Annotated in this window: 14 protein-coding genes; 8 read left to right on the top strand and 6 right to left on the bottom strand. The window is 66.3% G+C overall.

Going from position 1 to position 13,821, the window contains the following annotated elements:
* The first annotated feature begins 5 nt into the window (after positions 1 to 5).
* The gene (locus tag E5790_RS16995) at positions 6 to 632 is read left to right on the top strand and encodes a rhomboid family intramembrane serine protease (protein WP_014647735.1); all 627 of its coding nucleotides are present in this window, start codon (positions 6 to 8) and stop codon (positions 630 to 632) included.
* Positions 633 to 674: 42 nt separating this feature from the next.
* On the opposite strand, the gene E5790_RS21945 is transcribed toward E5790_RS16995, so the two are convergent.
* Positions 675 to 836 (bottom strand): hypothetical protein, encoded by a 162-nt coding sequence (locus tag E5790_RS21945; protein ID WP_014037806.1) that lies wholly within the window; start codon positions 834 to 836, stop codon positions 675 to 677.
* A 208-nt stretch (positions 837 to 1,044) separates the two neighbouring features.
* Between E5790_RS21945 and E5790_RS17000 the strand changes: the two genes are divergently transcribed.
* Genes E5790_RS17000 through cfa form a run of 3 tightly spaced genes read left to right on the top strand, consistent with a single transcriptional unit; the run spans position 1,045 to position 3,401 of the window.
* On the top strand, positions 1,045 to 1,347 hold the full coding sequence (locus tag E5790_RS17000; protein ID WP_006455911.1) for a GNAT family N-acetyltransferase: 303 nt from the start codon (positions 1,045 to 1,047) through the stop codon (positions 1,345 to 1,347).
* 37 nt (positions 1,348 to 1,384) lie between these two features.
* Positions 1,385 to 2,266: a DUF3298 and DUF4163 domain-containing protein gene (locus E5790_RS17005; RefSeq protein ID WP_046431642.1), complete on the top strand. Its 882-nt coding sequence runs from the start codon at positions 1,385 to 1,387 to the stop codon at positions 2,264 to 2,266.
* 19 nt (positions 2,267 to 2,285) lie between these two features.
* Positions 2,286 to 3,401 (top strand): cyclopropane fatty acyl phospholipid synthase, encoded by a 1,116-nt coding sequence (gene cfa / locus E5790_RS17010; RefSeq protein ID WP_049405890.1) that lies wholly within the window; start codon positions 2,286 to 2,288, stop codon positions 3,399 to 3,401.
* 151 nt (positions 3,402 to 3,552) lie between these two features.
* On the opposite strand, the gene E5790_RS17015 is transcribed toward cfa, so the two are convergent.
* Positions 3,553 to 5,721 carry a M3 family metallopeptidase gene (locus tag E5790_RS17015; protein WP_014647732.1) on the bottom strand — a complete coding sequence of 723 codons (2,169 nt, stop codon included), beginning with the start codon at positions 5,719 to 5,721 and terminating at the stop codon, positions 3,553 to 3,555.
* Positions 5,722 to 5,851: 130 nt separating this feature from the next.
* Between E5790_RS17015 and E5790_RS17020 the strand changes: the two genes are divergently transcribed.
* Entirely contained in the window at positions 5,852 to 6,331 is a 480-nt protein-coding gene (locus E5790_RS17020; protein ID WP_111206009.1) for a glutathione peroxidase, read from the top strand.
* A 75-nt stretch (positions 6,332 to 6,406) separates the two neighbouring features.
* Here E5790_RS17020 and E5790_RS17025 read toward each other — a convergent pair whose 3' ends face one another.
* The 4 genes from E5790_RS17025 to E5790_RS17040 form a co-directional block, all read right to left on the bottom strand.
* Entirely contained in the window at positions 6,407 to 7,186 is a 780-nt protein-coding gene (locus E5790_RS17025; protein WP_014647730.1) for a ferredoxin--NADP reductase, read from the bottom strand.
* Between the two features lie 79 nt (positions 7,187 to 7,265).
* Positions 7,266 to 9,137 (bottom strand): ABC transporter ATP-binding protein, encoded by a 1,872-nt coding sequence (locus E5790_RS17030; protein ID WP_111206010.1) that lies wholly within the window; start codon positions 9,135 to 9,137, stop codon positions 7,266 to 7,268.
* A 413-nt stretch (positions 9,138 to 9,550) separates the two neighbouring features.
* Positions 9,551 to 10,000 (bottom strand): carboxymuconolactone decarboxylase family protein, encoded by a 450-nt coding sequence (locus tag E5790_RS17035; RefSeq protein ID WP_111206011.1) that lies wholly within the window; start codon positions 9,998 to 10,000, stop codon positions 9,551 to 9,553.
* A 36-nt stretch (positions 10,001 to 10,036) separates the two neighbouring features.
* Positions 10,037 to 10,933: an RNA polymerase sigma-70 factor gene (locus E5790_RS17040; protein WP_014647727.1), complete on the bottom strand. Its 897-nt coding sequence runs from the start codon at positions 10,931 to 10,933 to the stop codon at positions 10,037 to 10,039.
* A 146-nt stretch (positions 10,934 to 11,079) separates the two neighbouring features.
* Between E5790_RS17040 and E5790_RS17045 the strand changes: the two genes are divergently transcribed.
* The 3 genes from E5790_RS17045 to E5790_RS17055 all read left to right on the top strand — a co-directional run bounded on the left by E5790_RS17045 (position 11,080) and on the right by E5790_RS17055 (position 13,754).
* Positions 11,080 to 12,597 carry a fumarate hydratase gene (locus tag E5790_RS17045; protein ID WP_014647726.1) on the top strand — a complete coding sequence of 506 codons (1,518 nt, stop codon included), beginning with the start codon at positions 11,080 to 11,082 and terminating at the stop codon, positions 12,595 to 12,597.
* 125 nt (positions 12,598 to 12,722) lie between these two features.
* Complete coding sequence (locus tag E5790_RS17050; protein ID WP_046431623.1) at positions 12,723 to 13,061, top strand: hypothetical protein; 339 nt, start codon at positions 12,723 to 12,725, stop codon at positions 13,059 to 13,061.
* A 57-nt stretch (positions 13,062 to 13,118) separates the two neighbouring features.
* Entirely contained in the window at positions 13,119 to 13,754 is a 636-nt protein-coding gene (locus E5790_RS17055) for a glutathione S-transferase family protein (RefSeq protein WP_049442437.1), read from the top strand.
* Positions 13,755 to 13,821: the final 67 nt, after the last annotated feature.

A 13,821-nucleotide genomic window follows, 5' to 3' on the forward strand; every position in this document is an offset into this window, starting at 1 on the left:
CTGACATGACCCCCGTCAATCTGCTGTTGATCGCCATCACCGCCATCCTGTCGTGGATGGCGTTCAACAACCGCAAGCTGGCCGACCGCCTGATCCTGTGGCCGCCGGCCATCGACCGTCACCGCCAGTACGACCGCCTGGTGACCTATGGCTTCATCCACGCCGACTGGTCGCACCTGATCTTCAACATGATCACCCTGTTCTTCTTCGGGGGATTCATCGAGAGCGTGATGGTGCAGCTGACCGGCAGCTACCTGACCTACCCGGCGTTCTACATCGGCGCGCTGCTGGTCTCGATCCTGCCCAGCTACCTGAAGAACCAGAAGAACCCGAACTACCTCAGCCTCGGGGCGTCCGGGGCGGTATCGGCGGTGCTGTTCGCCTTCATCCTGATCAAGCCGTGGTCGATCATCCTGGTGTTCTTCATCCCGGCACCGGCGATCATCTATGCCGCGTTCTACGTCGGCTACAGCATCTGGATGGACAGGCGCGGTGGCGACCGCATCAACCACAGCGCGCACCTGGCAGGTGCGGCGTTTGGCGTGATCTTCATGCTGGCCATGCAGCCGAGCATCTTCACCCACTTCCTGCGCGAACTCTCCAACCCGACCTTCCGCCTCGGCGGCGGTTGATGCGGGTAGCGGGGCGGATCGGGCCGATCCGCCCCGGCCGGGTCAGGCTGCGGTCTGCTGGCCGTAGGTATCCAGCAGGCGGGCGAACACTTCCTCGCCGATGCGCTGGAAATCCTGATCCTCGGTCTGCCCTTCCACCGCCAGTTGCAGCAGGCCCTCCAGCAGGGCGCGGTCGGTATCGGAATGGGAATTGCTGGCGTGCATGGGAGCCTCCACGGTGGTGCGCATGGTCAACGGTCGCAAGGGTCGTGCCAGCCTGGCCGTACCCCTCCATAGGCGATAGCGGCCGGCCCGCCTCCAGCTTGAGGGCGAAAACTGACGTGAATGGACTGGACTTGCCCCTGTTCAGGCTTCACGCGATCATGGCGCCCGGCTGCGCACCATCCACGCAGTCGCCGCAGGAGACAGTTCCATGGCTTCGGTCACGCCCCCCGGTCTGGCCTATGAGGTCGAGCACGACCTGGCCAACCACCGCTTCACCGCACGTGTGCGCGGACAGCTGGCGGTGCTCGATTACCAGATCAAGCGCAGGCGCATGGTCATCACCCATACCGAGGTGCCCGAGCCGATCGCCGGCCGTGGCATCGCCGGTGAGCTGACCCGCGTGGCACTGCGTTTCGCGCGCGAGCAGAAATACAAGGTGGTGCCGGCATGTTCCTACGCCGAAGCCTTCCTGCAGCGCCACGAGGAGTACCACGACCTGCTCGTTGGCTGAACGCCAGCGGGTCACGCTTCAGCCATGGCAGGCGATGATGTACAAACATGAACAGGGGATCCCGATGAAGATTGGAAACAACCGGCCACTGCGCGGCAGCGTGTTGGCCGGCGTGGTGGGCGTGCTGTTGCTGGCCGGTTGCCAGCGTGAAAGCGAGCCGGCACCGGCGACCGACGCGGCGCCCGCCGCCGAGGCGACGGCCGCGGGCGAAACGCCGGCCACGGAAGCGCCGCTGGATCTGCGCGACGTGATCGAGAACAACGAGCGCGAAGTGGTGGGCATCAGCTACCCGGCCGGTATCGACCGTTATCCGGGCCTGGCCCGCGCGCTGCAGAGCTATGCCACGAGTGCGCGCAGCGACCTGCAGCAGGCGCTGGACGGGCTGGGCAACGACAAGCCGACCATGCCCTACGAGCTGTCGCTGAGCTTCGAGAAGCTGCTTGAAACCCCGCAGCTGGTGGTGGTCAGTGCCGACGGCAGCCGCTACACGGGTGGCGCCCACGGCGAACCGCTGGTGGCGCGCTTCGTGTGGCTGCCGCAGCAGCAGCAGATGCTCAGCGCCGAAAAGCTTGTGGCCGATGCCAAGGGCTGGAAGGCGATCAGCGATTTCGTCGCCGACCAGTTGCGCGAACGCGTGGCCACCCGCCTCAGTGGCGAGGACATGGACCCGGCCCAGCTGCAGGAATCGCTGCGCAACGCATCGCGCATGATCGCCGACGGAACCGGCCCGCAGGCCGACAATTTCAGCCAGTTCCAGCCACTGACCGACGACAAGGGGCAGATCACCGCGCTGCGCTTTGTTTTCCCGCCGTACCAGGTGGGTCCATACTCGGACGGCACCCAGACCGCCGATGTACCGGCAGCGGTGCTGTTGCCGCACGTGGCCAAGGACTACGTGGAGCTGTTCGCACGCGGTTGACCGCAGTCGAGGAGGTGGCGTGGATACAGGGTTGCAGGAGCGGGTCGCCGGCCTGCTCCACGAAGCCGGGGTCCGCATCGGCGGCACCCAGCCACAGGACATCCAGGTGCATGACCCGCGCTTTTTCGCGCGGGTCATGGGCCACGGCTCGCTCGGCCTGGGCGAGAGCTACATGGAGGGGTGGTGGGATGCCAATGTCCTGGATGAATTCCTCGTCCACCTGATGCAGGCGCACCTGGATGAACGGGTGCACGGCTGGCGCGAAGTGGCAGACGCGCTGAAGGCGCGCCTGTTCAACCTGCAGGCGGGGCAGGGCAGTTACGAAGTCGGTCGCCGCCATTACGACCTCGGCAATGATCTCTACCAGGCCATGCTCGGCCAGCGCCTGGTCTACAGCTGTGGCTATTGGCGCAACGCCGACGACCTCGACGCCGCACAGGAGGCCAAGCTCGACCTGGTCTGCCGCAAGCTGGGCCTGCGCCCGGGCCAGCGCGTGCTGGACATTGGCTGCGGTTGGGGCGAAGCCCTGAAGTTCGCCGCCGAGCGCTACGGTGTCAGCGGCGTCGGCGTGACCATATCGCAGGAGCAGGCCGAGTTCGCGCGGCAGTTGTGCGCTGGCCTGCCGATCGAAATCCGCCTGCAGGATTACCGTGAACTGGACGAACCATTCGATGCGATCTTCTCGATCGGCATGTTCGAGCACGTCGGTGACAAGAACTACGCCAGTTTCTTCGAAGTGGCCAAGCGCTGCCTGTCGCCGCGCGGGTTGCTGCTGTTGCATACCATCGGCACCAATGTCTCACGGCATCGCACCGATCCATGGATTGCACGCTACATCTTCCCCAACTCGATGCTGCCGTCGGCGGTGCAGATCACCAAGGCGTTCGAAGGCCGTTTCGTGCTGGAGGACTGGCACAACTTCGGCACCGACTACGACCTGACCCTGCAGGCATGGCGGCGCAACGTGGAAGCAGCGTGGCCGCGGCTGGATGCGCACTACGACGAGCACTTCCGGCGCATGTGGCGCTTCTACCTGGCCGGGTCGATGGCCACCTTCCGCTGCCGGCACGCGCAGCTGTGGCAGCTGGTGCTGTCGCCGGAAGGCGTGCCGGGTGGGTACGTGGCGCCGCGTTGATGGCGTGGCTGGGGTCGGAGCCCTTTCCGTCGGAAAGGGATCCGACCCCGGGGTCAGATCCCTTTTCGCAGAAGAGGGCTCTGACCCCGACCACAACAAAAAACCGCCCGGTCTCCCGGGCGGTTTTCGTTTCAGGCGACTGCGCTGGCGATCAGTTGCCGGCGCCGGTCAGGCCACGCTTTTCCAGCAGCGGTTCGATCTGCGGCTCGTGGCCGGCGAAATCGCGGAACAGCTGCATCGCGTCGACGCTGCCGCCCTTGGACAGCAGGGTGGCGCGGAAGTGGTCGCCGTTCTTGCGGCTCAGGCCGCCGTTGTCCTTGAACCACTTCTGGGTGTTGGCATCGAGCACTTCCGACCAGATGTAGGCGTAGTAGCCGGCCGAGTAGCCGCCCATGATGTGGCTGAAGTACGGGGTCTTGTAGCGCGGCGGAACCGGCGCGTAGTAGATGCCGTCCTTCTCCAGCGCGGCGCGCTCGAAGGCCATCACGTCCTTGGCCGCCGGCACCTGGTCCGGGCCGATCTGGTGCCAGTTCTGGTCCAGCATCGCCGCCCCCAGGTATTCGGTGGTGGCAAAGCCCTGGTTGAACTTCGATGCGGCAATCACCTTGTCCAGCAGGGCCTGCGGCATCGCCGAACCATTCTGGTAGTGCTTGGCGTAGTTCTTCAGGATGACCGGGTTGTCGGCCCACATCTCGTTCACCTGCGAGGGGAACTCGACGAAGTCGCGCGGCACCGAGGTGCCCGAGAAGTACGGATACTTCACGTTGGAGAACATGCCGTGCAGGGCGTGGCCGAACTCGTGGAAGGTGGTGTTCACCTCATCCCAGGTCAGCAGGGTCGGCTGGCCGGCCGGCGGCTTCGGGATGTTCAGGTGATTGGCTACCACCGGCTTGAAGCCGGTCAGCTTGGACTGCGAGACGTAGGAGTTCATCCACGCACCGCCACGCTTGGAGGCGCGTGCATACGGATCGAAGATGAAGATCGCCAGCTGGCTGCCATCGGCGTCGAACACGTCGTAGACGGTGACGTCATCGTGGTAGACCGGCAGGTCGGTGCGCTGCTTGAAGGTCAGGCCGAATTCCTGGCCGGCGGCGTAGAAGACGCCGTTCTCCAGCACGTTCTTCAGTTCGAAGTATGGCTTCAGCTGCGACTCGTCGAAGTTGTACTTGGCCTGGCGCACCTTCTCGCTGTAGAAGGCCCAGTCCCACGGTTCCAGCTGGAAGGTCGGCTTGCGCGCGGCCTTCTGCTCCTTGTCGATCATCGCCTGCAGGTCGGCGGCTTCGCGCTTGGCATTGGCCACCGCGGCCGGAGCCAGCTTGCCGAGCATCGCGTTGACCGCTTCGGGGGTCTTGGCGGTCTGGTTGGTCAGGTTGTAGGCGGCGAAGTTCGGGAAGCCCATCAGCTTGGCCTTGTCGGCACGCAGCTGCATGATGCGCGAGACCAGCGCGGTGTTGTCGAACTCACCGCCGCGGCTGCCGCGGGTGGTCGAGGCTTCGTAGATCTTCTGGCGCAGGGCGCGGTTGGCCAGGTTGGTCAGCGGCGGCTGGCCGGTGGTGTTGAGCAGGGTGATCACGTACTTGCCTTCCAGGCCACGGGCCTTGGCGGCTTCGGCGGCGGCGGCGATCTGCTCCTTGGACAGGCCAGCCAGCTCCTTGACGTCGTCGACAGTGATTGCCGAAGCGTTCACTTCCGACTGCACGTTCTGGCTGAACTTGGTGCCCAGATTGGCCAGTTCGGCATTCATGTCCTTCAGCGTGGCCTTGTCGGCCTCGGACAGCTTGGCGCCGGCGCGCACGTAATTGTCGTAGTACTTCTCGACCAGGCGCACGCCTTCGGCGTCCAGGCCCAGCTGGCTGCGGGTGTCGTACAGCGCCTGGATGCGGGCGAACAGCTTGCCGTTCAGCGCGATCGCATCGCTGTGCGCGGCAAACTTCGCCGAGTAGTCGGCCTGCAGCTTCTTGCGGGTGTCGTTGGTATCGGCGCCGACCAGGCTGAAGAACACGGTGGTCGCACGGTCGAGGATGTCACCGCTCTTTTCCAGCGCGATGATGGTGTTGTCGAAGGTCGGCTTGGCCTTGTTGTTGGCGATCGCCTCCACTTCCTTCAGTTGCTGCGCCATGCCGGCGTCGAAGGCCGGGGCGAAGTCGCTGTCCTTGATCTTGTCGAACTGCGGGAAGTGCAGCGGCAGCGGGCTTTCGGCGAAGAACGGGTTGGCCTGCTGGGCATTGGTGCTGGCAGCCGGGGTGGCGGCGCCGGCCGAGAAGGCGGGCAGGGCAAGGCCGAGGGACATGGCCACGGCAAGGGCAAGTCGAGTGGTCAAGGTAGAAGCTCCGGTAAGGCAAACAAGGGCCCGAGGGTAACCCGGCCGGCGGCGACTGCACTTGTGTCAAAAGGCATGTTGCCGGGGCCGGGCGCGGGTACCATGCGTTCACCGCCCACGGCCCGCTGCCATGACCACTGCCTACGATTTCAGCTTCCGCGACCTCGACGGCCAGCCGCAGGCGCTGGCCCGGTACCAGGGCCACCCGTTGCTGCTGGTGAACGTCGCCAGCCGCTGTGGCTTCACCCCGCAGTACACCGGGCTGGAGCAGCTGTGGCAGGACTACCGCGAGCGCGGCCTGGTGGTGATCGGCTTCCCGTGCAACCAGTTTGGCGCGCAGGAGCCCGGTGATGCCGCACAGATCCGCCAGTTCTGTTCGCTGGACTATCCGGTCAGCTTCCCGCTGTCGGAAAAGATCGAGGTCAACGGCGATGGGGCCGACCCGCTCTGGAGGTGGCTCGCGCGGGAGAGGCGCGGCGTGCTCGGCAGTGCCCGCATCAAGTGGAATTTCAGCAAGTTCCTGGTCGATCGCCAGGGGCGGGTGGTGTCGCGGCATGCGCCCACCACCCGGCCGGAGCAGCTGCGCGGCGAGATTGAAGCGCTGCTGTGAGGTCGTGCCGGCCGCTGGCCGGCAACCCCGTGGGCCAGGAAGAGCCGGCCAGCGGCCGGCACTACCGTTGCAGGATCATTTCTCGACGAACGCGCGCTCGAACACGTAGTGGCCCGGCTGGCCGATGCGCGGCGAAACCTGGAAACCGCGGGCATCGAGCACAGCACGCAGGTCGGCCAGCATCTGCGGGCTGCCGCAGATCATCGCGCGGTCGTTTTCCGGGCTCAGCTCCGGCAGGCCGAGGGTGCGCTGCATCTGGCCGCTTTCCATCAGCGAGGTCAGGCGGCCCTGGTTGGCGAACGGCTCGCGGGTGACGGCCGGGTAGTACAGCAGCTTGTCGCCGATCATCTCGCCCAGGAACTCGTGCTCACGCAGCTCCCTCTCGAAGTAATCGCGGTAGGCCAGATCCTTTTCGTAGCGCACGCCGTGGCAGAGGATCACCTTCTCGAAGCGCTCGTAGGTCTCCGGGTCCTTGATGACCGACAGCCACGGCGCCATGCCGGTACCCGTGCCCAGCAGGTACAGGTTCTTGCCCGGGTGCAGGTCGCTGATCAGCAGGGTGCCGGTGGGCTTCTTGCCGACCAGCACCTTGTCGCCCGGCTTGATGTGCTGCAGGCGCGAGGTCAGCGGGCCGTCCTGCACCTTGATGCTGAAGAACTCCAGATGCTCTTCCCAGTTGGCGCTGGCGATGGAGTACGCACGCAGCAGCGGCCGTGCCTCGGTTTCCAGGCCGATCATCACGAACTGGCCGTTCTCGAAGCGGAAGCCGCTGTCGCGGGTGGTGGTGAAACTGAAGTAGGCGTCGGTCCAGTGACGGACCTCAAGCACCGTTTCGGCGCCAAAAGCGGAGGACATGGGCGTATCTATCAAAAGTCGTCGGGGGAATTCTATCTCAAATGAGACGGGTTCTCATTGGGCGGAACGAGAGGCGTTCTCAGCGGTAACCCGCCGCCTGCAGCTCGAACAGCTCGGCATAGCGGCCGCCCTGTGCCATCAGCTGGGCGTGGGTGCCACTGGCCTCGATCCGGCCATCGGCCAGCACCAGGATGCGATCGGCCATGCGGACCGAGGAAAAACGGTGGGAAATCAATACGGCGGTGCGATTATCCGCCAGTTCCCTGAACCGCTGGAACACCTCGAACTCACTGCGCGCATCCAGTGCTGCCGTTGGCTCATCCAGGATCATCACCTGCGCATTGCGCATCCATGCGCGGGCAATGGCGATCTTCTGCCACTGGCCACCGGACAGGTCCACGCCCTGCTTGAAACGGCGGCCGATCAGCTGGTCGTAGCCACCGGGCAGCTCCTCGATCACTTCCTCGGCCATGCCGCGGCGCGCGGCGTCGGCGATGCGCGCCCGGTCGTCCATGGCCTCGACCTGGCCGACGCCGATGTTCTCGCCGGCGCTGAGGTTGTAGCGCACGAAGTCCTGGAAGATCACCCCGAGGTTGGCGCGCAGGTCGTCCAGGTCGTAGTCGCGCAGGTCGCGGCCATCGAGCAGGATGCGGCCCTCGTCCGGTTCGTACAGGCGTGCCAGCAGCTTCACCAGGGTGGTCTTGCCGGCGCCGTTCTCGCCGACCAGGGCCAGCACTTCGCCGGCCTGCAGCTGGAAATCGAGGTGGCGCACCGCCCACTGTTCGGCATCGGGATAGCGGAAGCCGACGTTCTCGAACACGAAGCCCTGGCGGATCGGCTGCGGCACGCGTATGGCGCCTTCGCGCGAGTGGATTTCCGGCTCGATCTGGAAGAACGAGAACAGGTCGTCCAGGTACAGCGCCTGGCTGGCCACCTGCGAGAAGCCGATCAGCAGGCCTTCCAGCAGCTGGCGCAGGCGCAGGAAGCTGCCGGCAAGGAAGGTCAGGTCGCCGATCGAGAAATCGCCGCGCACCGTGCGCCAGGCGATGTAGGCGTAGGCGGTGTAGTAGCCCAGCGTACCCAGCGCAGCCAGCAGCGTGCCCCAGAACGCCCGGCGCCGTGCCAGGGCACGGTTGGCCTGGAACAGCGCCACCGACAGGCGCCGATAGCGCTCGACCAGGAAGCGGTGCAGGTTGTAGATCTTCACTTCCTTGGCCGTTTCCACGCTGGCACCGAGCTGGCGCAGGTAGTCGAGCTGGCGGCGCTCGGGCGTCCATTGGAAGTTGAGGCTGTAACCGGCCGCGTTGAAGTGCGATTCGCCGATGAAGGCCGGCACCAGTGCCAGCGCAAGCAGCAGGATCAGCCACGGCGCGTAGACCAGCAGGCCGACGGCGAGGCTGGCCACGGTGATCGCGTCCTGCACCTGGCCGAACAGCTGGCTCATCAGGTTCATCCGGCCCATGGTCTGGCGCCTCGCGCGGTCCAGCTTGTCCTGCAGGTCCGGGTCCTCGAAGTCCTCCAGATCCAGCGTCGCCGCGTGTTCCATCAGCCGGATGCTGGTGACGTTGGCGAACAGTTCCGACAGCAGCGCGTCGGCATAGCTGACCAGCCGGCCGAGCAGGTCCGAGGCGATGGCCAGGCCGAATTCCAGCGCCAGCAGGCCCAGCAGCGGATTGAGCATGCCGCTGGACAGCGCCTCGCCCAGCGGCGGGAAACCGGCGTCGTGCTGGCTCAGGTGCAGGGCGCTGTCGATGATCAGCTTGCCGACGTACAGCATCGCCACCGGCAGCAGCGCACGGATCAGGCGCAGCCCCAGGCTGGCCAGGGTGAGCGCGGGGCTGGTCTGCCAGACCATGCGCAGGAACGGCGGCAGGTTGCGCATCGCCTTGAAGCGCTGGCGCAGGCTGGGTTTCTTCGCGGCGGCAGCGCCAGCGGTGGGGATGGCAGGCATGCGCGTATTGTGCGCGCGTGATACGTGCAGGGGGAGTCAGTGCAGCCGAGTTGCCGGCACCGGGGTCAGATCCCTTTGCGCGGCAAAGGGCTCTGACCCCAGCGACCCACAGCGGGTCAGAGCCCTTCGCGAAGCGAAGGGATCCGACCCTCCCGTATCCACGCGTAGCGTGGATCTACCGTGTCGACCAAGGTCGACACCTACCAGCAGCACCGATGAACTGTCGAAGGCGGGGGGGGGGGTCAGGTCGTAGGGGCGTGAGCCGCATGGATGCGGCGACCGAGCTTACATGGACGTACTTGCAGCGTCCCCTGCGACCTGACCCACCCCGCCAACTCACAGTAGTGCCGGTTTTTGATGTTGCTCTGGTTGTTGCCTCTGCGGGTGCCGGGCGGCAGCCCGGCCAGCCCCCTTTACGGCAGCGGCGGCAGCAACCCCGCACCGAGGCGGTTCCAGGCATTGATCACCGCGATGCCCATGCTCAGGTCACTGATGCCCTTCTCATCGAAGTGCGGTGCCAGGGCATCGAACGCGGCCTGCGACGGCGCGCCGTCGGTCAGCCGGGTCAGCGCCTCGGCCCAGCCCAGTGCCGCGCGCTCGCGTTCGTCGAAGAAGCGGCTCTCGTGCCATGCCGGCAGCGTGTCCAGCTTGCGCGGCTCGATGCAGCCCTTGCGCAGCGCGGTGCCGTGCATGTCCATGCAGTAGCCGCAGCCGTTGAGCTGCGACACGCGCAGGAACACCAGTTCCATCAGGGTCGGATCGATCGAGCTGTCATGCACGGCCTGGCTGGTGGCCAGCAGGCCCTTGAAGGCCTCGGCGGCCAGGCGGGTGTAGGGGACGCGGGGAGAGGCGTGGTCGGACATTTTCGGCTCCACGGCGGCCACGGTGGCCGCCTTTTACTACCAGGACGCCGTACCGTCATCGCGCGTGACAACACCCGGCAGCTTTTCCGGATTCAACACGCTGTACACGTTGGCGATGCGGCCATCGACCACTTCGATGGTGGTGACCGAATGCAGGCGCTCACCCTGGAAGCGCAGGATCGCCGGCTCGCCGTTGACGTAGCCCAGCTGGGCGGGATGCACCGCGCCGCGGCGGGCGATGGCCCAGAACAGGCGGCCGATGCGTTCGGCGCCCAGCAGCGGCCGCACCGCCGCAGTGACCACGCCACCGCCGTCGGAAACCAGCACCGCGTTGGCGTGCAGCAGGGCCTGGATCGCGTCGCTGTCGCCGCGCTGCGAGGCCTCCATGAAGCGCGCCAGCAGCTGCCGGTGCTGGCTGGCATCGGCATTGAAGCGCGGTCGTCCGGCCTGCAGGCGTTGCCGGGCACGGTGCACCAGCTGCCGGCAGTTGGCCTCGCTGTGGCCGATCAGCTCGGCGATCTCACGGTAGTCGTGGTCGAACGCCTCCTTCAGCAGGAAGGCGGCGCGTTCCTCCGGGCCGAGCTGTTCGAGCAGGGTCAGGAAAGCGACCGAGACGTCGTCGGCCAGCGCATGCAGCTGGGCCGGACCGGGCGCCGGGTCCGGCTCCAGGGTGACCGCCAGCGGTTCGGCCAGCCATGGGCCGACGTAGTGGACGCGCTCGCGCTTGGCCGCACGCAGCCGGTCCAGGCCGAGCCGGGTGGTGGTGGTGACCAGCCAGGCCTCGGCATCGCGGACGGCCGCAGGATCGGCGCCGGACCAGCGCAGCCAGGCGTCCTGGACCACGTCTTCGGCGTCGGTGCGGCTGCCGAGCAGGCGGTAGGCCAGCGCCATCAGGCGCGGGCGGTGGGTCTGGAAAGCGGTTTCGGCGTTCATGTGGGCAAGGACGCCGCAGTGGCGCGTGGCGTGACAGAGCGTCGGGGGAGTCTTGCCGGCCAGCGGCCGGCACTACCACCCCGGGGCCGGGGGAGGGGGTAAAATGGGTGGATTACCCCCGCCAGCCTCGAGCAAGCGAGCAAGACGTGACATCGATCAAGCAGGAAGACCTCATCCAGTCCATCGCCGACGCGCTGCAGTACATCTCGTACTACCACCCGGTCGACTACATCAAGAACCTTGCCGCCGCCTACGAGCGCGAGGAGTCGCCGGCCGCGAAGGAAGCGATGGCGCAGATCCTGATCAATTCGCGCATGTGCGCCGAGGGCCACCGCCCGATCTGCCAGGACACCGGCATCGTCACCGTGTTCCTGGAAATCGGCATGGACGTGCGTTGGGATGACGCCACCATGGGCGTGGAAGACATGGCCAATGAAGGCGTGCGCCGCGCCTACATGCACCCGGACAACAAGCTGCGCGCCTCGGTGCTGGCCGATCCGGCAGGCAAGCGCATCAACACCAGGGACAACACCCCGGGCGTGGTCAACGTCAAGGTGGTGCCGGGCAACAAAGTCGACGTGATCGTCGCCGCCAAGGGCGGTGGTTCGGAAGCGAAGACCAAGTTCGCCATGCTCAATCCGTCCGACTCGATTGTCGACTGGGTGCTGAAGACCGTGCCGACCATGGGCGCCGGCTGGTGCCCGCCGGGCATGCTGGGCATCGGCATCGGTGGCACCGCCGAGAAGGCGATGCTGCTGGCCAAGGAAGCGCTGATGGAGCCGATCGACATCACCGAGCTGCAGGCCCGTGGTGCGTCCAACCGCATCGAGGAGCTGCGCCTGGAGCTGTACGAGAAGGTCAACGCGCTGGGCATCGGTGCGCAGGGCCTGGGTGGCCTGACCACCGTGCTCGACATCAAGATCAACGACTACCCGACCCACGCGGCCAACCTGCCGGTGGCGATGATCCCGAACTGCGCGGCCACCCGCCATGCGCACTTCACCCTGGATGGCAGCGGCCCGGTGATGCTGGACCCGCCGTCGCTGGAAGACTGGCCGAAGCTGACCTACGACGCATCCAAGGGCACCCGGGTGGACCTGGATACGATCACCCCGGAAGACGTGGCCAGCTGGAAGCCGGGCCAGACCCTGCTGCTCAACGGCAAGCTGCTCACCGGCCGCGACGCCGCGCACAAGCGCATGGTCGACATGCTCAACAAGGGCGAGCAGCTGCCGGTCGATCTGAAGGGCCGCTTCATCTACTACGTCGGCCCGGTCGATCCGGTGCGTGACGAAGTGGTGGGCCCGGCCGGCCCGACCACGGCGACCCGCATGGACAAGTTCACCGAGCAGGTGCTGGCACAGACCGGCCTGCTGGGCATGGTCGGCAAGGCCGAGCGCGGCCCGGCCGCGATCGAGGCGATCAAGAAGCACAAGTCGGCCTACCTGATGGCCGTCGGTGGCTCGGCCTACCTGGTGTCCAAGGCGATCAAGGCGGCCAAGGTGGTCGGTTTCGCTGACCTGGGCATGGAGGCGATCTACGAGTTCACCGTGCAGGACATGCCAGTGACCGTGGCCGTCGACTCCGCCGGCGAATCGGTGCACAAGACCGGCCCGCGCGAGTGGCAGGCCCGCATCGGCAAGATTCCGGTGGTGGTGGAGTAATTCCCGCACGCTTCGGTCCGGACAACGGCGCCCCTGTGGCGCCGTTGCTGTATCTGGAGGCAGGATTAACACGCCTGTAGCCCTGGCTCTGCTACGGTCGGCACACCCTCGCACAGGACGTGTCCATGGCCCTGCATCGCTTCATCGTGGCCGGCGTGCTGCTGGCCCTGGCCGGCTGCAGCACCCCGGCGTCGTACGAAGGCGCGGATTTCCCTGCATCGGCGCAATGCCGCATGCAGTGCCAGGCCGGCTATCGCAGCTGCATGGCGCAGAATGACTCTCTCGGCAGCCGCCAGAGCAATTGCGAGCAGCGGATGGTGCCGGCGCCGGACAAGCGCTGCAAGGACGTGGACAACCCGGACCTGCGCCGTGCCTGCGAACTGAAGACGCATGACTGCACGCTGCGCGCGCCGATGATGTCCTGTGGCGAGCGCCGCGATACCTGCATGAGCAGCTGCGGCTGAGCGACGGCTCCCGCACGGGCGCATAATCGGCCGGCCCACCTGCACAGGATCCGCCGCATGAGCACCACGCTGTATGGTTCGACAAGCACCGCCGCGCTGGTGGTGCACTGGCTGCTGATCGAGCTCGACATCGAGCACGAGTTGGTGCTGCTGGATTTCGACGCGCGCGAGCACAAGTCGGCGGAGTACCTGGCACTGAATCCGGCCGGCGTGGTGCCGACGCTGCTGATCGATGGCCTGGTACTGACTGAAGCGGCGGCGATCGCCCTGTACCTGGCCGACCGCCATCCGGACGCCGGTTTGTTGCCGGCACTGGGCACGCCGCAGCGCGCCGATGCCTACCGCTGGATGTTCTGGTGTGCCAATACGTTGCAGCCGGCCTATCGCGCCTGGTTCTATCCGCACGAGGTGGCGGGCGAGGCAAACGTGGAGGCCAGTCGCGAGATGGCGCGACAGCGCCTGGAAGCGGCCTGGCAGCATGTGGCCACGCACCTGCTGGCGCATGGGCCCTACCTGCTGGGCGCCACGCCCTGCGTGGTCGACTACATGCTGGTGATGCTGATGCGCTGGTCGCGCAACATGCCCAGGCCCAGTGACACCTGGCCGTCGCTCAAGGCACATGCCACCTCGATGAAGGCGCGCCCGGCGTTCGCCGAGGCCTACCGCCGCGAAGGCATCACCGACTGGCGGTAACCAGAAAAGGGGACGGAGGGGATTAAGTCGTTTGTGCACAAACGACTTAATCCCCTCCGTCCCCTTT

Source organism: Stenotrophomonas sp. PAMC25021, assembly GCF_004795795.1.
GTDB lineage: Bacteria > Pseudomonadota > Gammaproteobacteria > Xanthomonadales > Xanthomonadaceae > Stenotrophomonas > Stenotrophomonas muris.